A 23,080-nucleotide genomic window follows, 5' to 3' on the forward strand; every position below is an offset into this window, starting at 1 on the left:
CGGATCGGCGCTCCAGCGGGAAGTACTGGATGGAGACCAGGTCGAACGCGCCTGCCGGGGGCGGCGTGGCGGTCAGGTCGCCGTGCTTCCACGCCACGCGACCCGCGACGTCCGCGCCCGCCGCGGCGGCGCGGCTCAGCGCGGTGTGCGAGATGTCGACCGCGGTGACCCGCCAGCCGCGCCGGGCCAGCCAGAGCGCGTCGCCGCCCTCACCGCACCCCACGTCGAGGGCCTGTCCCGGCGGCAGGTCGGCGACCTCGGTGACGAGCACCCCGTTGGGCGCACCGCTGAAGAGCCGCTCGCGGCTGCGGTACATCTGTTCCCAGAACTGCACACCGGTGTGTCGGGCCATCGTGACCACCTCCACCGCCAACCTGCCCACTCCCCGCGCCGGAAGGCGAACATCTTTGCCGGATCAGCAAGACGCGGGCTCCTACAACATCCCCGCCGCGCGGAAGAGCCGGTCGTAGATCTCCCGGACGACCTGCTGCTTGCGCGCGTTGTAGTCCATGACGCTCCCCCCGCCGGGCACCGCCGCCCGCTTCGCCCGCTCGTAGCGGGCGCGGTCGTCGGGGTGCGCGCGCAACCAGTCGCGGAACATGCGGTGCCGGATGGCCTCCGGGCAGTCCGGGCCGAACACGTGCAGGTTCACCCTCGGCTCGGTGAGCCGCAGGCACCGGTGCTGGTGGAAGGACGGTTCCCGGATGACCAGGAAGTAGCCGAGGCGTTCGAGCGCGGGGACGTAGGACCGCTCGTCACGGGGGTCGGCGACGGTGAGGTCGATGTCGATGACGTCCTTGGCCGCCAGCCCTTCCACGGAGGTCGAGCCGATGTGCTCGACGTCGAGGGCCGCCTCGCCCAGTGCCGCGCGGATCCGCGCCGACAGGGCTCGGTAGCGGCGTGGCCACTCGGGGTCGTACGGGACGATGGTGACCGTCTCGGGCCCCGGCGGCCCGTTGACCCAGGGGCTCTCGGACGGGTCGGCGTCGTGGTGCCGGGTGATCTCCTCGAAGCTGGGCACCGTCGAAAGGTAGCGAGCCCCGGCGGGGGTGTCGACGTGGTGACCGCGGCCCGCTCAGCCCCGCAGGGCGACCCGCGCGATGTCCCGCCACAGCGCCGGGTCCACCGCTGCGGGCCGCACCGACTCCAGCGCCGCCCGCAGCGCCTGCTTGGCCGCGGCCAGCCGATCCCGGTCCCCCGCGAGGTCCACCGCCTGCACCCGCAGCAGGTGGCAGCGCAGCTGGTCCTCCAGCTCCAGCGCGCCGGTGGCCAGCGCGGCGTCCGCGGCCGACCAGCAGAGCTCCGGCTGCCGCCGGTGCAGCGCCAGCTCGGCGCGCACCGCCTCGGCCCTGGCCGCGATCCGCGGCCACCGGTTCCCGGAGACGGCCCTCACCCGTTCCAGGGCCCGCTCGGCTCCCCCGGTGTCCGGCTCGGGCAGGCGCAGGCCGATCGCCGCGGCGGTCAGCAGCACCTGGCTGCGCAGGAGCCCGCCGCAGTCCTGCTGGTCCAGCAGCTCGAGCGCCTTGGTGATCGACGCGTGGGCCCGCGCGCTGTCGCCCAGCCGCTCGGTCACGGCGGCGCGCGCCCACCACGCGCTGATCGCCAAGCGCCCGCCCCCCGCCACCTCCAGCGCCTCGTCCAGCTGCTCCAGCGCCTGCTCGGCCTCGGCCGCGCGACCGCTGCGGGCGGCGTGGCAGCACAGCGCGACCAGCGCCCGCAGCCGGACGCGCCACCGGTCCGCGATGTCGGTGCTCTCGGAGAGCTCGACCGCGGTGCGCGCGGCGCGCACCGCCTCGGCGCTCAGGCCCAGCTCCCACAGGACCTGGGCGCGCTGCACCTCGACGACGACGTCCACCGCCGGGCCCGGCGACCAGCCCGCGCGCAGCTCGTCCAGCGCCGCCAACGCCTCCGCCGGGTCCGACACGCACATGATCAGCACCGCCCGCAGCCAGCGCACCGACCAGGCGAACAGCGGCGGGTCCTCCTTGGGCTCGATCGCGTCGAGCAGCTCGACGGCCCGCCGGGGCTCGCCCTCGCGGTAGGCCAGCGCCACCTCGCACCAGCGCAGCGCGGCCTGCTCGGTGGACGCGGAGCGGGTCTCGCCGGTCAGCTCGCGCGGGTCGACCTGGAGCACCTCGGCCAGCCGGGCGATCACCGACGGTGACGGCAACCGGTCCCCGGACTCCAACCGGGAGACGTAGCTCATCGACACGCCGGGGCCCGCCAGGTCCTTCTGCGCCAGACCCCGCCGCTGCCGGACCGCGCGCAAGCGCGACCCGAATGGGGACCCCACCGCGCCGCTCCCCGCGTCGGACTTGTTTCCCCCTTTCGGGGCCTCAGCGTCGTTCCGCAAAACTCTGACCAATCGACCGGTGTCCCACGTGCCCGTGGAGAGTATCCACGGCGCGTGAGCCGCGGCCAAGTCTCCGGCTCAATTGGTCGCGGAGATGCGCGCGGGTGCCGCCCCGACGGAACCGCCGCGCACCGCGGGAATCCGGTTGCTTTTCCGACCGATTGCCGCGCAATGCGTCGCGGAATTGCGCGACTCGGCCGGAGCCGATCGCGCCGCCCGCGCTGGGCGGGCGGCGCGATCTCCCGGTCCGGGGTCGCCGGACCGGCGCGGCAACCGCCTGGCGGTCACCGGGGCGGTTCACACCCCGGACACCGCCATCGCCGGGAGTCCTCTGTGGAGCGTCGCGCTACTTGATGAATTCGGGCGATACCTTGGGCGGCCACTCGCCGGGGCTGAGCACACCCGCCGAGTACGCGCGGGACACCAGGGAGGCCCGGTTGGGCACCTTGAACTTCTTCAGCATCGTGCCGACGTGGTACTCCACGCCCTGCTTGCTCAAGTAGAGCTGGACGGCCAGCTTGACGGTGGGCATGCCCGCGGCCACGCCCTCCAGGATGCGGGCGTCCAGCTCGGTCAGGATGCGCCGCCGCTCGTTGCCGGGAGCCGCGTCCGACGACTCGTCCCACCGCAGGGTGACCACGAGGGTGGAAACCATGGGGCCGTGGTCGTGCACGGCGACGGCGGTCAGCGTGCCGGGCACCAACCGGTCGTCCGCGCCCAGGCCCACCACCCGTTCCACGACGCGATCCCGCTTGCCCTGGATCAGCCTGACGAACTGCCTGCGCAGGTTCGCGTGGCCGCCGCGGTGCAGGAAGTCGAGCAGGTTGCGGCCGACCGGGTCGCGCTGCCCGGCCAGGTCGCGGACGAACCGCTGGTTGGCCTCCAGCACGTGCAGCCCGAGGTCGACCACGGCGGCGGCGTCGAGCCGCTCGAACAGCGAGCGGTAGGCCGCCGCGTGCCTGCCCGCGGTCTGGCGGGCGGGCACGTCCACCACGCCACCGTGAGCCGGGGCGATCGCGGCAGTGGTCACAGCGACACCATCCCTTGTGGAGTAGCCGTCGGAAAGCGGGTGCGGCGACGGAGAACGCGATCGGAGTTCACCCGTTGCGGTGCGTCACCGCGTGGTGACAACACTAAGAATGGACTAGACCTTCGTCAACGAGGGAGCGGCCGATCCGAATTAACCTTGCGGTGGTCCCGCACCGGTGGTTCGGTCGACCCGCCGCGGAGGTGCGGAGCGCGGTTCGGTGCGGCTCGTCCCCCGACGACGGGCACCCACGACCCGAGTTCGACCGATCGCCCCACCTGCGCGAACGGCGAGAGGAGCGGGACACCGCACCGCAGTTCCCAACACCCGCGCGCGGCGCCGGGGTACGGACCGCAACACGAGCCGAAACAGCGGACCGCCTTTTCCCAGTTTAATCGTGATATGGATCACAGACAATTGTTCGGGTGTTGCCCGTCGGCTACCCGCGCGATGAATTGCCCGCAGCGCGGGGATCAGCCGAGCAGAGCGGACTTGAGTTCCGCCCGCCCGGACAGGCTCAGCTTCCGGTAGACGTTGGTCAGGTGCTTCTCCACCGCGCGGGAGCTCACCCCCAGCTCCTCGGCGACCGCCTGGTTGGTCCGGCCCGCGGCGGCCAGCTCGGCGACCCTGCGCTCGGCGCGGGTGAGCACCAGCCCCGGCTGCGGCTCGCCGTCGGTGGCCGGGTCGACCAGCCACGACGCGCCGCACTCCAGGGCCAGCGCGCGACCGCGGCGCGCGTGCCGCGGCGCGTCGGCGGACCGCAGCCGACCGAGCAAGCGGCCCAGCTGCAGGTGAGCGCGCGCCAGCTCCAGCCGGTTCTCCGACTCCTCCAGCACGTCCAGCGCGTCGCGGGTGAGCCGCACACCCGCGTCACCCGCGCGGAGCGCGCCCTGCACCCGCAGCGCCCGGCCGACGCCCACCGGCGCACCCCACGTCCGGGCGGCGTCCAGCTCGGCCTCCGCCAGCTCCAGCGCCGCGGCGGCGCTGCCCAACCGGTGCCGCACCTCGGCCGCCCTGACCCGCCACGGCAGCACCAGCGGATTGCGCCAGCCCGCCCGTTCGAGCTGCCGCCCGCAGTCCAGGAACCGCTCCAGCGCCATCGGCAACTCACCTCTGACCGCCGCGCGCACCCCGTGCAGGTACTGGTCCAGCGCGCGCAGCGCCGGGTGGTCCACGCGGTCCGCGCACAGCCCCGTGATCCGCTCGGCCAACTGCAGGTCCGGCAGCTCCAACGCGGCCATGGCCAGCAGGACACCCGAGGTGGTGACCGCGTCGAACCAGCGGCTGCCCATCGCGGTGATGCTCGCCTCGGCCACCGACTCGGCCTCGACCAACCGTCCCGCGCCCATCAGCGCGAGGGCGCGGTCGACCTCGGCGACCGCCAGCGCGACCGGGTCGCGGTGGCGCCGGGCCTGGTGCAGCGCGGCGTCCAGCCAGGGGGTGGCCGCCTCGGCCCGGTCGGCCAGGGTCAACGCGCTGATCACGATGGGCAGCGAGCTGTGCAGGTGCACGGGTTCGGGGGACTCCAGCCGCAGCAGTTGGTGCCCCAGCCCGGCGATCCGGTCGCTGGACTCCCGGCCGGTCAGCGCGGCCGCGTGCAGCAGCGCGGCCAGCAGTTCGCGCCCGGCCGGGGTGCGCAGGCAGCCCTGGTGGTCCAGCCCGTGCAGCCGGTGCGCCGCGGCGAGCAGGTCGCGCGCGTCGGAGTCGTCGAGGTAGCGCAGTCTCGCCTCCAGCCGCAGCGCCAGCTCCCGGTCCACGCCGACCAGCCGCTCGACCTCGCCCAGCGCGGTCGCCACGTCGCGGACGACCTCGGAGACCGCCAGCGGTGCCGCGCCCAGCGTGCTCGGCGCCAGGCGCACCAGCGCGGCGGCGCGCTCGGGAGCGGTGCGCAGCAGGGACACCGCCTCCAGCACGTGCCGCACCGACGCGGAGGTGTCCACCGCGCGTTCCACCGCCGCCAGCTCCACCAGCAGCTCGGCGCGCTCACCGCTGTCGGCGGAGGCGTCCAGCAGGGCGCGGCGCAGGTAGCGCGCGGCGAGTTCGTGCTCGCCCCGCTGCGCGGCCGACTCCGCCGCGGCGCGCAGCACGTCCACCGCCCACAGCTGCTGCGGCGACGACACGGCCAGCAGGTGCGCGGCCACGGCCTCCGCCGGGTAGCCGCCGCGGTGCAGCAGGGCGGCGGCCGCGGTGTGCAGCCGCTCCCCCTCAGCCGCGGTGGTCAGCTCCTCGATCGCGTCGCGCACCACGGGGTGGGTGAACTCCGGCGTCGTGCTCGTGGTGATGAGCCCCTGCCTGGCCAACGACCGCGCGATCTCCCGGCAGGCGATCGGGTCCAGGCCCGCGAGCGAGCCGACCAGCTCCATGTCCGGCGCGTCGCCGAGGAAGCACAGCGCCTCGGCGAAGGCGCGCACCGGGGCGGGCTGGCCGCGCAGGCGGGCCAGCAACCGGTTGCGCAGCGGAGCCGGGCGGCAGGCGCGCACCGCGTCGGCGGCCCGGTCGCCCGGCTGGTACCCAGCCAGGGTCAGGTCGGTCAGGATGGACCGCAGCAGCAACGGGTTGCCGCCGGAGACCGCGGAGCACTCCTGGTCGAACCGCTCGCCTCCCGGTTCGCCGAACCACTGGCGCACCAGCTCGCGCACCGCCGCGGCGGACAACCCGCCCGGCCGCAGCACGCCCAGGGCGCCGCCGACCGCGTTGCGCACCAGCGGCCGCTCGCTGTCCGCGTCGCCGTCGCGGACCACGACCACCGCCAGCACGCCCAGCCCGTCGAGTCGGTTGAACAAGTACCCCAGGCAGCGCAACGACTCCTCGTCGGCCCACTGGAGGTCGTCGACCAGCACCACCACCGGTTGCCGCCCGCTGAGCACCGACAGCAGGCGTCGCAGGCCGTGCAGCAGCGCGTGCTCGACGGGGATCGGCGACTCGGTGTCGCAGGCAGGCTCGCCGCCCCCGACCAGCGGGCGGACGCAGTCGGCCACCTCCCCCAGCACCCGCGCGCGGACCCGCTCGGGCAGCGCGGCGACAGCGGGTTCGAACACTTGGCGGACCACGCCGAAGGAGAACTCCCGCTCCGCCACCGAGGCCGTGGCTCGCAACACGCTCGCCCCCGCCGCCGTGGCGTCGTCGGCCACCGCCCGCAGCAGCGCGGTCTTGCCGATCCCCAGCGGACCGCTGACCACCAGCAGCGAGCCATCGCCCGCCGCGGCGGCCCGCAGCGCCTCGCCGATGCGGGCCAGTTCGGTTTCACGGTCCAGCAGCACGGTCAGCTCTCCTCCCGACCGCCGGGGGCGCACCCGCTCCCGGCACCGCGGCCCACCCGCGCGAGCGGCGCAGCCGCGCACGCCGCGTCGACGCCATCAGCCCCGCTCCGCCACGTCCGGCAGCACCACGTCCGGCAGCACCGCGGGCAGACCGGCCCGCCCGCGAATCCCCAGCTTCCGATAAGCCGAGGTCAGGTGCAGTTCAACGGTCCGCCGGGTCACCCCCAGCGCGCCCGCGATCTCCGGGTTGGCCAGACCGCTCGCGGCCAGTTCGACCGCCCTGGTCTCGGCGGGCGAGAGCCCCGCCCGCGCGAGGACCGCGTCGTTCCGGTGGTGCTCGACCGGCCGCGCCCCGCGCGTCCGCAGGCTGTCGACCGCGCGGGCGAGGGGTCGCGCACCGCAGTCGCGCGTGGTGCGCGCGGCTTGCTCCAGCAGCGGCGCGGCTTCCGCCGCGTTCCCCCGCTCGCGCAGCACCCGCGCCGCGGCCAACTGGGCCCTGGCGTGCAGCAGTCGCGCGGGCGAGTCGCGCAGCACCCGCTCCGCCCGCAGCATCCGCGACTGCGCCTCGGCCCGGTCCCCGGACAGGCTTCCCGCGGTCAAGTCGACCGCGCCGAGCACCGTAGGCGTGCCCCAGGCGGTGGCGGCCCGCGTCTCCTCGGCCAGCAGGGCGCGCGCTCCTCCCGCGTCGCCCAACGCGTCCAGCGCCAGGGCCGCGCGGGCGCGCCAGCCGATCAGCGCCGGGTTGTCCCAGCGCTTGCCCGCCAGCCTGCGCCCGCACTCCTGCAGATCGCGCAGCGCGCCCCGCGGGTCGCCCGCCGCCAACCGCACCTGCCCTCGCGCGTACAGCAGCGGCGCCCAGGCGATGCCCCGCTCGGCGGCCACCGGCAGTTCGGTGGCCAGCACCCGGCGCGCGTCGGTGATCCGCCCGCGCTCCAACGCCACCAAGGCCCGACAGGCCAGCCACAGGGGCTGGGGCAGCACCGCCCACGACGCGGTCGGCAGCTCGGCCCGCGCCTGGTCCAGGCAGCCGTCCGCCTCGTCCAGCCGCCCCGCGCGCAGGGCCAGCCAGGCCAGCCCCAGCAGTGCCGCCGCGGCGGCCACCCGGACGCCCCGGCGGCGGGCGTCCACCAGCACCGCGGTCAACCCGGCCGCCGCCTCGTCCGCCTCGTCGGCCAGCACCAGGGCGGCGCACGCGCTCAGCCGAGGCAGTACCAGCGGCTGGTCGGCGGGTGGCGCGGCCAGCGCCGCCCTGGCCAGGGCGCGGGTGCGGTCCAGGTCGACGCCCGCCACGGCCAGCCGCCACGCCGCGACGCCCGCGCCCACCGGGTCGTCGGGCAGCTCCTGCCGCCGCAGCGCCAGCTCTTCGCCGTCCACCAGCACGGTCGCCACGAACGCGTGCAGCGCGGACAGCTCGGGGTGCCCCGGCTGGTCCTTCGCGGACCTCCCGGTCAGGCGGCCCGCGAGCAGGCGCCGCACGGTCGCCAGATCACCGCGCAGCGCCAGCAGGTCAGCGGCCCGCGCCCGGTCCGGCCCGCCCCACCCGCCGGTGATGATGCGGACCAGCGTGCGGTCACTGCCCTCGGGCCGGTGGCGCGCCTGCGCCAGCGCGAGGTCGAACAGCAGCCGCAGCCGCTCACCGGGCGACGCGGGTTCGCGCAGGGCGCGCTCCAGCAGCGTGGCGGCCTCGGCGTCGCGGCCCGCGGCCAGTGCCCGGCGCGCGGCGCGGTGCAGCACGCCCGGTGCCCAGGACGACCCCACCGCGGGAGCGCCGAGCAGGATGCGCCCCACCACCTGGTCCGGTGCGGCGATCCGGTGCGCCAGTTCGGCGGCCGAGGCGTGCAACGCCCTGCGTGCCCACACCGCCATGCCCGCCAACGCGCGCTCCGCGACGACCGGGTCGGCCGGGCGCATCCGCTCCTGGCCGACCGCGAGACCCGCGGTGCGCAGCTGGTCGGCTTCCTCACGGCGGACACTGCCCGCGATCGAGCGGACGAAGCGCAGCTCCAAGTCGTCGCCGACGACGGCGAGCGCGCGCAGCAGGTCCAGCGCGGACCCGCGCAGTCCGTCGAGCACCGCGTCCAGCCGCCCGGTCCGGTGTTCCGCGACCAGTGCGGCGAACCGGTCGACGCCCGACGCCACGGGCTCGCCCCCGTCCGCGAACTCCCGCAGAGCGGGCACCAGCACGCCGGGCCTGCCCCCGGTCGCCGCCGCGGCGGCACGTACGAACTCGTCGTCGGGCGCGGTCCCGCACACCGCCCGGCACAGCAGGCGCACCCCGTCCTCCGACAGCGGGAGCGGCCTGAGCACGGCGCAGTCCTCGGGCGGGAGCGCCTCCTCGTCGGCCGGGTCGGGCCGCGACCCGTCCGTCGCGACGGCCACCACCAGCGGTGCGTGGTGCAACCGCCGCAGCAGCATCCGCAGCAGCGCGTCGGACTCCGGGTCGACCCACTGCGCGTCGTCCACCACCACGACCAGTGGCCTGCGCCGCGCCGCGGCGAGCAGGACCTGGCACAGCCGGGGCAAGTCGGCGCGATCCGCGGTGCTCCAGCCGTCCGGGTCGGCATCCGGCAGGGCGCTGAACAACTGGGCCGCGACCCCGAACCGGACGTCGGACTCGGGGAGGCGCGCACGGGCCGCTACCACCACCGCGCCCACCCGGTCGGCCTCGGTGACGACCTCCGCCAGCAGGCGGCTGCGCCCGACACCGGGTTCGCCGCGCACCACGACCGCGTGCGACCGCCCCGCCCCGAGCATCCGCACCACCGCGTCGAGCACTCCGCGCTCCGAGTCGCGCTCGACGAGTTCGCCGGAGTCCCGGACCGCCCGCGCACAGGCACCCGCCCCTCTCGTCATGACCGCTCCTCGGGTCTCTCGCTACCGGGGCAGGTCGCAGCGCTCACGGGCCAGCGCGGCGGGCAGCTCGGCCCGGCCGCAGACGCCGAGCTTGCGGTAGACGCTGCTCAGGTGCACCTCCACGGTCCGGAGCGTGACGAACAGGGTTTCGGCGATCTCGCGGTTGGTGCTGCCCGCCGCGGCCATCATCGCCACGCGGCGCTCACTGCCGGTCAGGGTGTCCACGCGGGCTCCGGTGATCGGTCGCATCCGGCCCCCCGCCCGGACCAGCAGCTCGCGCGCCCGCGTCGCGGCCACCGCGGAGCCGCACCTGGTGGCCAGGTCGACCGCCCGGCGCAGGTGCTCGCGCGCCGCGCGGGCGTCTCCCCGGCACAGCAGCTCCCAGCCCAGCCGCTGCTCCGCGCGCTGGTGGTCGTAGCGGGCCGAGGACCCCTCCAGCACGCGGACGGCCTCCTCCAGCAGTTCCACCGCCTCGCCGCGGTCGACCGCGGCCCGTGCCAGCAGGGCCAACCCGCGGGCGCGCGGCACGTCCCAACCGCGCACCAGCTGCTCGCCGTGCTCGACCAGCTCCACGGCCTCGCCCGCGCGGCCCGCGTCGGCCAGCAGCAGCGCCGCCTCGGCCCACCACGGCACGAACAGCGGGTTGGCCACGCCCGCCTCGGCCAGGCTGCGGCCGCACCGCCGCAGCTCGGCCAGCGCGCCCTCCACGTCGCCGAGGTGGCTGCGCACCAGCGCCCGCGCCATGCGGTAGTGGTGGTTCTCCACCACGAAGTCGTCCATGCGCGGTCGCACGAGGCGGGACAGCACCCCCTCGGCGCGCGCCGGGTTGCCGCGGTGCGCCAGGGAGATCGCGACCTCCACCACGGGTTGCACCACGTTGCCGTGCCAGGACTCCTGCTCGGCGATCTCCAGCGCCACCTGCGCGTCCGCGCCGGACTCCACGAAGTCGCCCGCGTTGCGCAGCAGCACCGCCCTGGTGCCCAGGGCCAGGCAGTAGCTCCACACCTCGGCGTGCGCGCGGCTGCGGGTGAGCAGCTTGTCCACCGCGACCAGCCCGGCGGGCACCTCGCCCGCCAGGTCCAGCACGAAGGTCGAGGCCAGCGCGGTCCACCCGCCCAGCGCGCCGTCGTCCAGCAGCACGGCGCGGTTGACCCGCTCCACGGCCAGCGCGGGCGACTCGCCCGCCAGCGCCCCGGCCACCGCCATCATGGCCAGCAGCTGGCGCTCCGCCGGGGTGTCGCCCGCGGGTTCGGCCATCGCGCGCACCCGCTCGCGCACCAGCGGCAGGGTCCGCTTCTCGTCCAGGCCCGCGATCAGGAACGCGGAGCGGACGTGGGTGAGCAGCTCCCGGTCCGCCGCGGCGCAGTCCGCACCCAGCTCGGCGGGGAGCGCGTCCAGCACCTCGCCCAGCACCTCGACCGCCTCGGGCGAGCGCTGCACGGCCAGCGCGGTCATGCCGAACCGCACGGCGGCACGGGCGCGCGCCCGCAGGTCCTCGGCGGTCTCCAGCGCGGTGCGCAGGTGCTCCAGCGCGGCGGCCGGGTCGGTCTGGCCCAGCAGCGCGGCCAGCTGCAACCGCAGGTCGACGTCTCGGGGTTCCGCGTTGACCAGCGGGGTCAGGTAGCGGATGGCGGCTTCGGGGGCGCCGCGCCGCTGGGCGTCGGCCGCCGCGGCGGCCAGCGCGGTGAGCATCCACGGCTCGTGCGGCCGGGGCAGCAGCAACAGCTGCGCGGCCACCTCCTCGGCGGGCCTGCCCGCGTCGTTGAGCAGCCGCGCCGCCCGGTCCCGCAGCCGGTCGCGCGCGGGTGGCCGCAGGTCGTCCAGCAGCGAGGTGCGGACCAGGTCGTGCGCTACCTCGCGGCCGTCCTCGGCCAGGATGTCGTTGCGCCGCAACAGGTCCAGCACCGCACCGGCGGTGTGCACCGGGACTCCGGACAGCGCGGCGACCAGGTCCGCGTCGGTGCGCTCCAACACCGCGACCGCACGAGCCACCCGGCGCACGTGCTCGGGCTGTCCGGCCAGCCAGCCCGCCACCAGGGTGCCGACCACATTGCGACCGATCCGCGCCAGGACCGGCAGCGCCTCGTCGGTGGGCCTCAGGCCCAGCCTGCGCACCTCGCCCAGCAACCGGGCCAGCACCAGCGGGTTGCCGCCGGAGATGCGCCCGCAGGCGGCCAGGAAGTCCGCGCTGGGCGGGCCGTCCGACTCTTGGTGGACCACCTGCGAGACCCCGTCCCCGTCCAGCGGCGGCAGGGTCAGCAGCAGGCCGTCGTCACCGGTGAGGACGTCGCCCAGCAACGGGGTCACCGGGCGGGCGGTCGGGGCGCGGGCGGTGAGCAGGACGCACAGCGGCATCCCCTCGGTGCGCCGCAGCAGGTAGCCCAGCCAGTGTAGGGATCGCTCGTCGGCCCACTGCACGTCGTCGACGGCCAGCACCAGCGGCGCTTCGGTCATCAGGTTGACCGCCAGCCAGTACAGGCCGTGCAGCAGGGAGTGGGTGCGGGAGGTGTCCGGCGACGGCCCGTCGCCGCCCGCGTCCAGCAGGGCGGGCAGCGCCCAGCGGGCCCCGGAGCGCAGCACCGGTGCGCTGCTGGCGTCCGGCGAGGTCAGCCCCAGCGGTCCGACCAGTTCGCGGACCACTCCGTAGGGGGTGCCCGCGTCGATCTCGTGGCACCTGGACCGCAGCACGGTCGCACTCGCGGGCGCGGCGCCCGCCAGTGCCGCGTGCAGCAGGCTGGTCTTGCCGATACCGGCGGGCCCCTGGATCAGCACCACTTGGCGGGAACCCGCGCACGCCGCTTCGAGGCGTTCCTTCACCACCGCCAGTTCGCGTGCGCGACCGATGAGGGAGTCAACGAACCCTGTGGATTCACCGATGCCCCTCGGCACCCAAGATCACCCCATGCCGGATGTTGTCCGTCGACTCGACATGACTGCGCATGACAAGTTGTCATGTAGCGTGCGGGATAGTAGCCCTCACACCTTGGCGTGTGAAGTGCCGATCAGTCCCCGACAGCGCAGGACATCTCCGCCGATGCCTTTCGCCGACAGTTCCACCGCCTTGTCGTGACGTCATCTTCCGCTTTCACCGGTCCACTGATGCCCGCACAGCGCATTGCCCACGCCTACCTCCTCTTCATTACACGCACCTCGCCGCCCGCGCGAGCACGACCGGCCCGCGACGCCGCGCAACGGCCCGAACGGGCAGCAAGAGGACACTCACGGACCAAGAAACGGGCAGTTCCGGCACGTCAGCCGACACCGGACAGGAGCTTGAGACGCACATCACAGGCACTGCGCGCGTACTCGACGGGCGGACCGCCCGCACCGGGGGGCGCGCAGGCGGAAGACGGACGGCCACCGCACGCCGCAGCGCGGCACACCGGGCAAATGCCGAATGACCTGGAGGTGTCGATCGTGAAACCGGACCCGCCGCCGCGAACACCATCCACGGGCTGCCCCCTCTACCACAACCGCGAGGAGCCGACGATTCTCCCGTAGGCGATGTCCGCACCGGATCACCGAAGAGGTCAGCCTCGCTTGACACCTCGTAGGCCGCACTTCCGCAGGTCCGGTAAATGAACCTACCCTGAGTCAGGCGCGTTACCGGCCGAAGTACCGCTCAGCCCTGTGAAGAATGCGGCGAACACTCAGCGGAGCGCGAACCGACAGGATTTCGACAGCATTGGCCCCGCTGGACGGGCCGTGACCGGGGCGGAGCCGCACCGCCGCCACGGGCGGGTGCGGTCACAGCCTCGGGTCCACCGGCTCGGACTCCAGCGCCAGAACCGCGAACACGCACTCGTGCACCCGCCACAGCGGCTCGCCGCGCGCGAGCCGCTCCAGCGCCTCCAGCCCCAGCGCGTGCTCCCGCAGCGCCAAGGACCGCTTCGCCCCCAGCGCGCGCCCGCGCAGCCGCTCCAGGTTCTCCGGCTCGGTGTAGTCCGGTCCGTAGATGATCCGCAGGTACTCCCGCCCGCGCACCTTCACCGCGGGCTGCACCGGACGGCGTCCGTCCCGGACCAGGTTCGCCAACGGCTTGACGACCATGCCCTCCCCGCCGTCCGCCGTCAGCGACTCCCACCACCGGACGCCCGCGGCGACCTGCTCCTCGTCGGTCGTGTCGACCACGAGGTACCAGGTCCTGGAGAACAGCTCGCCCGCCAACCGCCCCAACACCTCCAGGTGCCACAGGTGGTCCCGGTCGTGGAACGTCCGTCCCCGAGCGGCCAGCAGCTGGAACGGCGCGATGCGCACCCCCTCCAGCCCGTCGGTCGGCCAGCAGTAGCGCTGGTATGCCGCCCGGTAGCGCGTCGCGTTGGTCAGCCGGGAAGCAGTGCGCGCCAGCAGCCGCGCGACATCGACACCGCGACCGGCTGCGGCGCCCAAGGTGTCGACCGCGGCGGTGAGCGCCCCGGTGGCGGCCGCTCCGACCGCCGCGTACTGCTCCTTGATCAGCCCTGTCGCCTTGGCGTTCCACGGCATCAGCTCGGTGTCGAGCAGCAGCCAGTCGGTGTCGAACTCCTGCCACAGACCGGCCGAGGAGACCGCCTCGCGGACGCGGGCGAGCAGCTGCTCGCCCAGCGGCGGGTCGAAGAACGCCCGCCCGGTGCGGGTGTGGACGACGCCGGAGTCCCTGGTCACGTGCACCACCGCGCGGGAGCCCATGTGCTTCTCCTGGCAGATCACCTGGCGCACACCGGCATCGCGGTACTCCGCGAACGCGTCCTCCGGGTGCTCCAGCACGTCCGGACGGCGCGAAGTCGCGGTCGGAGGCATGGTCGGCGGCAGGTAGAGCAGCCGTCGCGGGTCGACCGCGAAGCGGCTCATCACCTCCAGGGCGGACGCGGCCTGCTCGGGCCGCACGGTGACGCGGCCGCGGTACGCGGTCTCGATGGTGCGGCGACCGGTGACGTCGGTCAGCTCCAGCACGTCGGCCTCGCGCTCGGGCTCCGCCGCCGCCAGCGGGCGCACCGGCTCGTACCAGGTCTCGCGCGCGGGCACGGACACGACCTCGCGCTCGGGGTAGCGCAGCGCGGTCAGCTTGCCGCCGAACACCACACCGGTGTCCAGGCACATGGTGTTGTTGACCCACTCCGCTTCCGGGGTCGGCGTGTGCCCGTAGAGAACGGTCGCCCTGCCCCGGTACTCGGTGGCCCACGGGTAGCGCACCGGCAAGCCGTACTCGTCGGTCTCGCCGGTGGTGTCGCCGTACAGGGCGAAGTCGCGCACCCGACCGGAGGCGCGGCCGTGGTAGCGCTCCGGCAGGCCCGCGTGCGCGATCACCAGGTCGCCGCCGTCGAGCACGTAGTGGGCGACCAGGTCGTCGCAGAACCGCTCGACGCGCTCGCGGAACTCGGCGGGTTCGGCGGCCAGTTGCGCCAAGGACTCGGCCAGGCCGTGCTTGACCTGCACGTCGCGGCCGCGCAGCGCGCGCACCAGCTTCTGCTCGTGGTTGCCGCACACCGCGAACGCGTGCCCGGCCTCGACCATGCCCATGACCAGGCGCAGCACACCGGGGGTGTCGGGACCGCGGTCGACGAGGTCGCCGACGAACGCGGCACGCCTGCCGCCCGGCGGGACGGCGTCGACCGGGCGGCCCGCCTCGTCGCGCACCAACCGGTATCCCAGCGCGACGAGCAGGTCTTCGAGTTCGGCGCGGCAGCCGTGCACGTCGCCGATGACGTCGAACGGCCCCTTCTCGTGGCGGAGGTCGTTGCGCAGCCTCTCGGTGACGATCCGAGCGCTGTCCACTTCGGACGCACCGCGCAGGACGTGCACGCGGCGGAAGCCCTCCCGGCCGAGGGACTTCACCGACTTGCGCAGCGCGGTCCGCTGCCTGCGCACGACGTGCGCGCCGAAGTCGCGGTCCGGGCGCGCGGCGTTGCGCGCCAGGCACACCTCTTCGGGCACGTCCAGCACGATCGCCACCGGCAGCACGTCGTGGTGGCGTGCCAGCTCGACCAGCTGCGCGCGGTCTCCCCGCTGCACGTTGGTCGCGTCGACGACCGTGGTGCGCCCCGCGTCGAGCCGCTTGCCCGCTACGAAGTACAGCGCCTCGAACGCCGCGGCCGAGGCCGACTGGTCGTTCTCGTCGTCGGCCACCAGTCCGCGGAAGAAATCGCTGGAGAGCACCTGCGTCGGGGCGAAGTGCTCGCGCGCGAAGGTGGACTTGCCCGAGCCGGACGCGCCGATCAGCACCACCAGGCAGAAGTCCGGGATCTTGAGCTCCATCAGGCGTCCTCCCTGGTGAACACGGCCAGCTGGGTCGGCGCGCCGCGATCGGGGTCCTCCGGCCCGACGGGCAGGTGCCGCACGGTGTAGCCGCGGCGGTCGCCCACCTCCCGCGCCCAGTCGCCGAACTGCGCGCGGGTCCACTCGAAGCGGTGGTCCGGGTGCCGCAACCCGCCTGTCGGCAGGGTCTCGAACAGCGCGTTGTACTCGACGTTCGGCGTGGTCACCAGCACTACGCGGGGGCGTGCGACGGCGAAGACCGAGTGCTCCAGCGCGGGCAGCCGCATCGGGTCCAGGTGCTCGACGACCTCCATCAGCACGGCGGCGTCGAAGCCCTTCAACTCGGCGTCGGCGTAGGTCAGCGAGGACTGGCGCAGCGTGATCCGCGCGCGCAGGCGCTCGGGCATCCGGTCCAGGCGCAGCGCGCGGGCGGCCTCCCGCAGCGCCTTGGTCGACACGTCCACACCGCAGATCTCGGTGAACTCGGGCACGGCCAGCAGGTCGCGCAGCAGCGCCCCGCCGCCGCAGCCCAGGTCCAGCACGCGGCGGGCGCCCGCTTCCCCCAGCTGCGCGAGGACCACCGCACGGCGCTGGGCGGCCAGCGAGATCCTGGGCTCGGCGAGCGCGTTGTCCAGCTCCTCCGGCTCGACCTCCTCCAGCTCGGCCAGCCGCGAGAGCGCGGACTCCACCAGCGGCTTGTGGCGGGCCAGGTAGCGGGTGGTGATCAGCTCGCGGTCCGGGTGTCCGGCCAGCCAGCCCTCCCCCGCGCGCAGCAGCTTGTCCACCTCGTCCTGGGCGACCCAGTAGTGCTTGCTGCCGTCGAGGACGGGCAGCAGCACATAGAGGTGCTTGAGGGCGTCGGCCAGCCGGTGGGTGCCGGTGAGGGTGACGTCGGCGTAGCGCGAGTCGCCCCCCTCGTCCAGCGGGATCGGCCGGATGCCGACCTCCCACCCCAGCGGCGTGAACAACCGCTCGACCAGCCGGTGCGGCAGCACCGGCACCCCGACCCGCAGCGGGATGGGCGTGGCGGCCAGGTCCTGGTGGCTCCTGCTGCGGCCGTTCATCGCGGTGCGGAACACCGAGCCCAGCGCGACGGTGAACAACGAGCCCGCCACGTACGGCCGATCGTTGACGTAGTGGGTCAGCGTGCTGCCAGGACCTCGCACGAGCGCCACCGGGTCGACTTCGAGCAGGAGCGCGACGGTGCACTCCTCCTCGTCCGCGCGCGGGTAGAACACGTGCGCGGTGCCCGACGAGGTCGTGAACGACTGCGCCCGGTCGGGGTGCTTGTGCAGCAGGTGGCCGAGGTCGGTCGCGGGCCGGTGGGTCGTGGTCAGCGTGAGCAGCACCGCTGGATTGTCACCGACCGGGCCGTCCGACGCGCCCGATTTACCACCGCGAGGACGGGGACGATCCATCGACCGCGAATGCGCAACGGCCCGACAATCCGCCCCCGGAGAAATCCGGAACGACCCGGACCGGACCGCGCCAGCAACTCGCCGCGGTGACCGGACCGACACCACCATGGGGGTGCCACCGGGCGCGGTAGGCCGGGAGTGTCCGCCGAAATCGGTTCCCCTCACCCGAAAGCGCACTGGCTCCACCCCTGGTGGCCACTCCGCGCTCAGCCGTCACCCCTCCAGACCCTTGGCTTCCCGGGCACCCTGTTAAATGATTTCCCAGCAATTCGACCAGTTCCGGAGAACAGCTTCCACCGGAGCACCGGCAACCGCTTTCCGGAACACTTCCGCCTTTCCACCACCATCCGGACGAGAACGTTCATTGGGGAGGACTCATGTCCCACCGCTCCTCGTGGCGAAGATCCGCGGCCGCCACCGCGGTCGCGCTGGCGACGTGGGCCGCGACGGTGGCCGCGGTCACGGCGCCACCGGCCGCGGCCCAGGTCGACCCCGCCGACGTCGAGGTCACGCTCGGCCCCGGCGCGAGCACCGGGGTGACCAAGACGGTCACCACCCCGCAGGTGCCGCCCAACCCGGACCTGGTGTTCCTGGCCGACACCACCGGCAGCATGGGCGGCGCCATCGCCGACGTCCGGGACAACGCCGCCGCCGTGACCGGAGAGGTGCTCGCCGCCCAGCCCAGCGCGCAGTTCGCGGTGGCCGAGTACCGCGACGCGGGTGACCCCTTCGTCTTCCGGGTCAACCAGGGGCTGACCGGGGACACCGCGGCCGTGCAGAGCGGTATCGACGCCTGGGTGGCGGCCGGTGGCGGGGACTTCCCGGAAGCGGCCATCAACGCCCTGTTCGAGATCGGCAGCGGCGCCATCGCGTTCCGCCCGGACGGCACCAGGATCGTCGCCTGGTTCGGCGACGCGCCCTCGCACGACCCCAGCCAGGGCCACTCGCTGGCCGACGCGATCGCCGCGCTGCAGGACGCGGGCATCCGCGTCATCGCGGTCAACATGGGGCCCTCCGGCGGCGGGATCGACACCGGCGGGCAGGCCACGGCCATCGTGGACGCGACCGGGGGCGTGCTGCTGAACAACGTGCCCGCCGACCAGGTGGCGCAGGCCATCCTGGACGGCATCCGCGCCGTCCAGGTCACCGTCACGCCCACGATCACGGCGTGCGACCCCCAACTGGCCCTCGGCTTCACCCCGGCCACCCGGACCGTTGACAGCGGTGAGAACGCGGTCTTCGCGGAGTCGATCGCGGTGGACCCGAACGCCCCGGCGGGCACTTACCACTGCACGGTCGACTTCCTGGTGGACGGCACCTCGCGCGGGTTCGTCGAGCACACCACGGTGCACGTGCCCGGTCTGACCATCGACGACGTGGTGGTCGCCGAGAGCGACGCGGGAACGACGCCCGCGACCTTCACCGTGAGCCTGGACCGGCCCAGCCCCGCCCCCGTGACGGTGGGCTTCGCCACCGCCGACGGCACCGCGATACAACCCGCGGACTACGCGCAGACCAACGGGTCGGTGACCTTCGCCCCGGGGGAGACCACCAAGCAGGTGACCGTGCCGGTCAACGGCGACGTGGTGGACGAGCCGGACGAGACGTTCACCGTGGTGCTGTCCGCGGCCGCAGGCGCGGCGATCTCCGACGCGACCGGCGTGGGCACGATCGTCGACGACGACCGCGACGGCGTGTTCTCCTGCCGGGCCAGCGCGCTGAACCTGGTCGGCGCCGAGCCCGCGGTGGCCAACCCGGACAACGTGCCGTGCGAGGACGACGCCAAGGCGGTGGCGCAGGTCGGCCTCAACGCCGGGCTGCTGTCCGTCGGCGCGCGGGTGCTGTCGGCCACCACCGACCAGACGCCGGACGACCTGGCCTCCGCGCCGCCCGCCGCGGGCGACAACGCCACCGCGACGGCCAAGGTGGACAAGACCACGATCAGCACCCTGGGGTTGACCATCGAGCTGGGCGTGATCGAGTCCGAGGCGGTGGCCCGGTGCGCTTCCGGTGGGGGCGGGTTGGTGCCGCAGTTCTCCGGCGCCTCCAGCATCGCCTCCCTGAAGATCAACGGGGTGCCGACCGCGGTCGGCACGGCCCCGGTCACCATCCCGCTGGTGATCGGCTCGCTGCGGCTCAACAGCACCGAGACCACCGCCACCTCGGTGACCCAGCGGGCCGTGGTGCTGGACACCCCGCTCACCGACGTGGTCATCGGTGAGGCGCACGCGGACGTCCACGGCACGGGCGCTCACCCGAGCGGCAACCCCTGCGTGGGCTGACGCCCGCGTCGGGACGTGGGGGCGGGCCGACGCGGCCCGCCCCCGCTTCGCGCGCGACGGGTGGACAGCGGGTCAGTCCAGCAGCAGGTCCGCCGCGGTCAGCCGACGGCCGGGCAGCGCGTCGGGGGGCGCGTCCGGACGCGCTCGCAGACCCTCCAGCACGAGGGCCAGGGCGCGGCCCGTGGCCAACTGCGCGGTCGAGTCGGCCATCGTCTGCGGCTGGCGCAGCAGCAGTGCGTAGACGATGGCCACGTCACTGGCGCTCACGTCCGTGCGCAGCGAGCCCTCGGCCTGGGCGGTGCCCACGATGGTCTCGAAGGCGGTGAGCAGCGCGCTGCGCAGTTCGCGGAGGACCGGATCCCCGTGGAGGGTCTTCCGAACCGTCGGGGAGAGCATCGACAGCCGGACGCTCAGCCCCAGTTCGGTCGAATGGCTCAGCAGCCGGACCAGGGCGCTCCAGCCGGTGGGCTCCTCGACCGCCGCGGCTCGCGCGTACGCCAGCGCGTCGGCCATGTTGTCCCGCACCACGGCCCTGATCAGCGCATCGCGGTCGGGGAAGCGGCGGTAGAGGGTGCCGACGCCGACCTCGGCGCGGCGCGCGATCTCCTCCATCGGCACGTCCGGGCCGCGCTCGGCGAACATCTTCTTGGCGGCGCCGATGATCTGGTCCCGGTTGCGGCGCGCGTCGGCGCGCAGCGGTGTGTCGTCCGACGCTGAGAGATCCGCGGTCACCGGGGAATTGTCGCATTCACGGATAAGTGGACGGACAGCTTCCGGATCAGTACCGTGGGTGAAGCGGAATGATCTCCTCCACATGCCTCCGGAAGGTCGTGCCATGACCCGAGCCGTCGACCACCGCGCGCTGAACTTCCCGGCTCAGCGGACCTGCCCCTACGCCCCGCCCCGCGAGTACGCGGAGCTGCGCGAGCACTCCCCGGTCCACCGGATCGAGCTGCCCAACGGCTCCTCCGCGTGGCTGATCACCCGGCACGAGCACGTCCGCGCCGTGCTGGCCGACACCCGGTTCAGCTCCGACCGCGGCAAACCGGGGTTCCCGTCGCTGCTGGCCGGGCAGGCGAGGACGAACCTGAGCGGGTACCCCATGATGATCTCGATGGACCCGCCCGAGCACAGCGCCGCGCGCCGCGCGGTGCTGGGCGAGTTCACCGTGCGGCGGATGCAGGCGCTGCAACCCCGCATCCAGCGGATCGTGGACGACTGCCTCGACGCCATGCTGGCCGGACCCCGCCCCGCGGACCTGGTGACCGCGCTGTCGCTGCCCGTCCCCTCGCTGGTGATCTGCGAACTGCTCGGCGTCCCCTACGCCGACCACGACTTCTTCCAGGTGCACACCACCTCCCTGGTCCGGCTGAGCACGCCGCCGGAAGAGCGCAGCCGCTCCATGGGCGAACTCACGGCGTACCTGAGCGAGCTGGTCAGCGCCAAGCAGGCCGAGCCGGGTGACGACCTGCTCGGCAGGCAGGTGCTCAAGCAGCGCGAGAACGGCACCGAGGACCACGGCGCACTGGTGGGCTTGGCGTTCCTGCTGCTCCTCGCCGGCCACGAGACGACCGCGAACATGATCTCGCTGGGCACGCTGATCCTGCTGGAGAACCCCGCCGCGCTCGCCGCCGTCCGGGACGACCCCGCGCTCACCCCCGGCGCGGTGGAGGAGCTGCTGCGCTACCTGACCATCGTGGAGAACGCGACCTCCAGGGTCGCCACCACCGACATCGAGGTCGGCGGCACCCTCATCCGGGCGGGCGAGGGCGTGATCTGCCTGGGGCACACGGCTGACCACGACCCCGAGGTGTTCGCCGAGCCGGAGCGGTTCGACATCGCGCGCGGCGCGCGCCACCACGTCGCGTTCGGCTTCGGCCCGCACCAGTGCCTGGGGCAGAACCTGGCGCGGCTGGAGCTGCAGGTCGTGTTCGACACCCTGCTGCGCCGCGTGCCGACGCTCGCGCTCGCCACGCCGTCGGACCAGCTGCCGTTCAAGGACGACGCCAGCGTCTACGGCCTGTACGCGCTCCCGGTGACCTGGTAGGGGGCGCGGATGAGGATCATCGCGGACACCGGCCGGTGCGTCGGGGCGGGCCAGTGCGTCCTGGCCGAGCCGACCGCGTTCGACCAGGACGAGCAGGACGGCACGGTCGTGGTGCTCACCGAGCACGTGGCGGGCGAGGCGTTGACCAGGACCCGCCAGGCGGTTCAGCTCTGCCCGAGCGGGGCGCTGTCGCTGGCCGAGGACTGAGGCGGCCCCGCCGTCGCGCGCCGCGTGCTGGGATCCACCGCTGTGGACGACCGGCGGCGGGTGCTCATCGTGGCTTACGACGACGCGCAGGTCCTCGACATCACCTGCCCCAGCGGCGCTCTGGACATCGCCAACCGGTACGGCGCGGCGCCTCCGTACGCCATCGAGCTGGGCCCCCTCGGCAGGCGCGCGGCGCGCAGCTCCACCGGGATCGCGCTGGCGGCCGGGTGCGGGCTGGAGGGGGTGACCGGGCGGCTTGACACGCTGGTCGTCGTGGGCGGCGCGGGTGCGGAGGACGCGGCGGCGGACCAGCGGCTGACACCGCGGGTGCGGCGGCTGGCCGCGCGGAGCAGGCGCGTCGCGTCGGTCCGCACCGGCCTGCCGACCAGGCCCAGATCAGCGTCTTCCCGGCCGCGCCGCCACCGGGTGACCGGCTGGTCCGGGACCTGGCGGGCCACATCGCCGGGCACCTGGCCGAGGACCTGGCGCCCGCCGCGCTGGCGGGGGATGCGATCGCCCGCCGCTGCGGGTTCGGGTCGGCCCAAGTCCTGCGGCGGGGTCTCCGCGGGCATCGACATGGCGCTGCACCTGGCCTCGCTGATCGCCGGGGACACCACGGCGGAGGCGATCCGGCTGGCCGTCGAGTACGACCCGCGCCCGCCGTTCGACTCCGGTGACGCCACCCGCGCCACGCCCGAGCTCAAGGAGCTGGCGCTGCGGCTGCCGGCCGAGTCCCAGGTGTGACACGGCCGCTCACGGCGCACCGGCCTCCGGTCCCGCTTCGCCGGTGCCGACCGGAAATGTGGTCGACAATGCAGGTGCCCCGGCCCGCCGGACCGGTTTTCCGGGAGATCCGAATACCGCCGCGACTGGCGTTGTCCCGAAATCCCCTCCTGCCCACCGCGTGGCACCACCGGTGCGGGCGCACCCCGCGCGAGCAGCAGGAACAGGGCGGACACCCCTCTCCGCGCTGGGTTCGCCCTTTCCCGCGGTCGCTCACGGCACACTCCTCCGAGTGGTTTCCGGCTGCCCTTCCGCGTGAACCGATCCGGTCCTGTTGAACCGCCCCGGACCGGGGGGTACCTTTGCCGCAGATCCTCTTCCACGTCACCGGTGCGCAGAGGTGCGCGCAGAACCACCCGTGTTTCTCCCCCATTCCGGCAGGCGTTGTGGTGCCCCGGTGGCCATCGGGTTGCCCTGGCCGCACCGGGGTAGCCGAGGGGCGACCAGGCGAAGGGAGGCCCACCATGACCGGACCGCAGCAGGAGGACGGTGGCGTCGAGCGCGGTGACGCCGAGGAGTCCAGCGGTGTGCCGCTGACCGAGACCGAGCGAGAGGTCTCGCAGCGCCCGCCGAGCGACAGCCCGGACCCGGACGACCAGTCGTCGGGCTGATGCCC

General features: G+C 74.3%; 15 protein-coding genes. 5 read left to right on the top strand and 10 right to left on the bottom strand.

Going from position 1 to position 23,080, the window contains the following annotated elements:
- The 9 genes from IEZ00_RS37485 to IEZ00_RS32740 all read right to left on the bottom strand — a co-directional run.
- Nucleotides 1-352 (bottom strand): class I SAM-dependent methyltransferase (locus tag IEZ00_RS37485; RefSeq protein WP_229796335.1); only part of this gene is annotated, 352 nt, incomplete at its 3' end.
- 81 nt (nt 353-433) lie between these two features.
- Nucleotides 434-1,021 (bottom strand): GrpB family protein, encoded by a 588-nt coding sequence (locus tag IEZ00_RS32705; RefSeq protein ID WP_189227243.1) that lies wholly within the window; start codon nt 1,019-1,021, stop codon nt 434-436.
- Between the two features lie 54 nt (nt 1,022-1,075).
- Nucleotides 1,076-2,293: a helix-turn-helix transcriptional regulator gene (locus IEZ00_RS32710; protein ID WP_189227244.1), complete on the bottom strand. Its 1,218-nt coding sequence runs from the start codon at nt 2,291-2,293 to the stop codon at nt 1,076-1,078.
- A gap of 406 nt (nt 2,294-2,699) precedes the next feature.
- Nucleotides 2,700-3,383 carry a helix-turn-helix transcriptional regulator gene (locus IEZ00_RS32715; RefSeq protein ID WP_209619552.1) on the bottom strand — a complete coding sequence of 228 codons (684 nt, stop codon included), beginning with the start codon at nt 3,381-3,383 and terminating at the stop codon, nt 2,700-2,702.
- 470 nt (nt 3,384-3,853) lie between these two features.
- Nucleotides 3,854-6,640 (bottom strand): ATP-binding protein, encoded by a 2,787-nt coding sequence (locus IEZ00_RS32720; protein ID WP_189227245.1) that lies wholly within the window; start codon nt 6,638-6,640, stop codon nt 3,854-3,856.
- 96 nt (nt 6,641-6,736) lie between these two features.
- Nucleotides 6,737-9,493, bottom strand: a complete 2,757-nt coding sequence (locus tag IEZ00_RS32725; protein WP_189227246.1) for an AAA family ATPase — start codon at nt 9,491-9,493, stop codon at nt 6,737-6,739.
- A 21-nt stretch (nt 9,494-9,514) separates the two neighbouring features.
- Complete coding sequence (locus IEZ00_RS32730) at nt 9,515-12,382, bottom strand: AAA family ATPase (protein WP_268248879.1); 2,868 nt, start codon at nt 12,380-12,382, stop codon at nt 9,515-9,517.
- An 858-nt stretch (nt 12,383-13,240) separates the two neighbouring features.
- On the bottom strand, nt 13,241-15,727 hold the full coding sequence (locus IEZ00_RS32735; RefSeq protein WP_189227248.1) for a polynucleotide kinase-phosphatase: 2,487 nt from the start codon (nt 15,725-15,727) through the stop codon (nt 13,241-13,243).
- Entirely contained in the window at nt 15,727-17,076 is a 1,350-nt protein-coding gene (locus tag IEZ00_RS32740; protein WP_189227249.1) for a 3' terminal RNA ribose 2'-O-methyltransferase Hen1, read from the bottom strand. Before IEZ00_RS32740 ends, IEZ00_RS32735 begins: the two co-directional genes overlap by 1 nt.
- Nucleotides 17,077-17,522: 446 nt before the next feature.
- Here IEZ00_RS32740 and IEZ00_RS32745 point away from each other — a divergent pair, with 446 nt between their 5' ends.
- A complete protein-coding gene (locus IEZ00_RS32745) occupies nt 17,523-19,427 on the top strand; it encodes a Calx-beta domain-containing protein (protein WP_189227250.1) in 1,905 nt (634 codons plus the stop codon).
- A 72-nt stretch (nt 19,428-19,499) separates the two neighbouring features.
- On the opposite strand, the gene IEZ00_RS32750 is transcribed toward IEZ00_RS32745, so the two are convergent.
- On the bottom strand, nt 19,500-20,159 hold the full coding sequence (locus IEZ00_RS32750; protein WP_229796336.1) for a TetR/AcrR family transcriptional regulator: 660 nt from the start codon (nt 20,157-20,159) through the stop codon (nt 19,500-19,502).
- A gap of 103 nt (nt 20,160-20,262) precedes the next feature.
- Here IEZ00_RS32750 and IEZ00_RS32755 point away from each other — a divergent pair, with 103 nt between their 5' ends.
- The 4 genes from IEZ00_RS32755 (at nt 20,263) to IEZ00_RS32770 (ending at nt 23,075) form a co-directional block, all read left to right on the top strand.
- Entirely contained in the window at nt 20,263-21,474 is a 1,212-nt protein-coding gene (locus IEZ00_RS32755) for a cytochrome P450 (RefSeq protein ID WP_189227252.1), read from the top strand.
- Between the two features lie 9 nt (nt 21,475-21,483).
- Nucleotides 21,484-21,681: a ferredoxin gene (locus IEZ00_RS32760; protein WP_189227253.1), complete on the top strand. Its 198-nt coding sequence runs from the start codon at nt 21,484-21,486 to the stop codon at nt 21,679-21,681.
- A 24-nt stretch (nt 21,682-21,705) separates the two neighbouring features.
- Nucleotides 21,706-22,425, top strand: a complete 720-nt coding sequence (locus IEZ00_RS37900; RefSeq protein WP_189227254.1) for a helix-turn-helix domain-containing protein — start codon at nt 21,706-21,708, stop codon at nt 22,423-22,425.
- Nucleotides 22,426-22,928: 503 nt separating this feature from the next.
- Complete coding sequence (locus IEZ00_RS32770) at nt 22,929-23,075, top strand: hypothetical protein (protein ID WP_189227255.1); 147 nt, start codon at nt 22,929-22,931, stop codon at nt 23,073-23,075.
- The last annotated feature ends 5 nt before the right edge of the window (nt 23,076-23,080 follow it).

Origin of the sequence: Saccharothrix coeruleofusca, assembly GCF_014648515.1 — a bacterium.
GTDB classification, from domain to species: Bacteria; Actinomycetota; Actinomycetes; order Mycobacteriales; family Pseudonocardiaceae; genus Actinosynnema; species Actinosynnema coeruleofuscum.

What these genes read in the sequence shown, in the direction of transcription:
- IEZ00_RS32725 (WP_189227246.1), bottom strand. Translation starts at nt 9,493, where the DNA reads ATGACGAGAGGGGCGGGTGCCTGTGCGCGGGCGGTCCGGGACTCCGGC.
- IEZ00_RS32735 (WP_189227248.1), bottom strand. Translation starts at nt 15,727, where the DNA reads ATGGAGCTCAAGATCCCGGACTTCTGCCTGGTGGTGCTGATCGGCGCG.
- IEZ00_RS32745 (WP_189227250.1), top strand. Translation starts at nt 17,523, where the DNA reads ATGTCCCACCGCTCCTCGTGGCGAAGATCCGCGGCCGCCACCGCGGTC.
- IEZ00_RS32755 (WP_189227252.1), top strand. Translation starts at nt 20,263, where the DNA reads ATGACCCGAGCCGTCGACCACCGCGCGCTGAACTTCCCGGCTCAGCGG.
- IEZ00_RS32760 (WP_189227253.1), top strand. Translation starts at nt 21,484, where the DNA reads ATGAGGATCATCGCGGACACCGGCCGGTGCGTCGGGGCGGGCCAGTGC.
- IEZ00_RS32770 (WP_189227255.1), top strand. Translation starts at nt 22,929, where the DNA reads ATGACCGGACCGCAGCAGGAGGACGGTGGCGTCGAGCGCGGTGACGCC.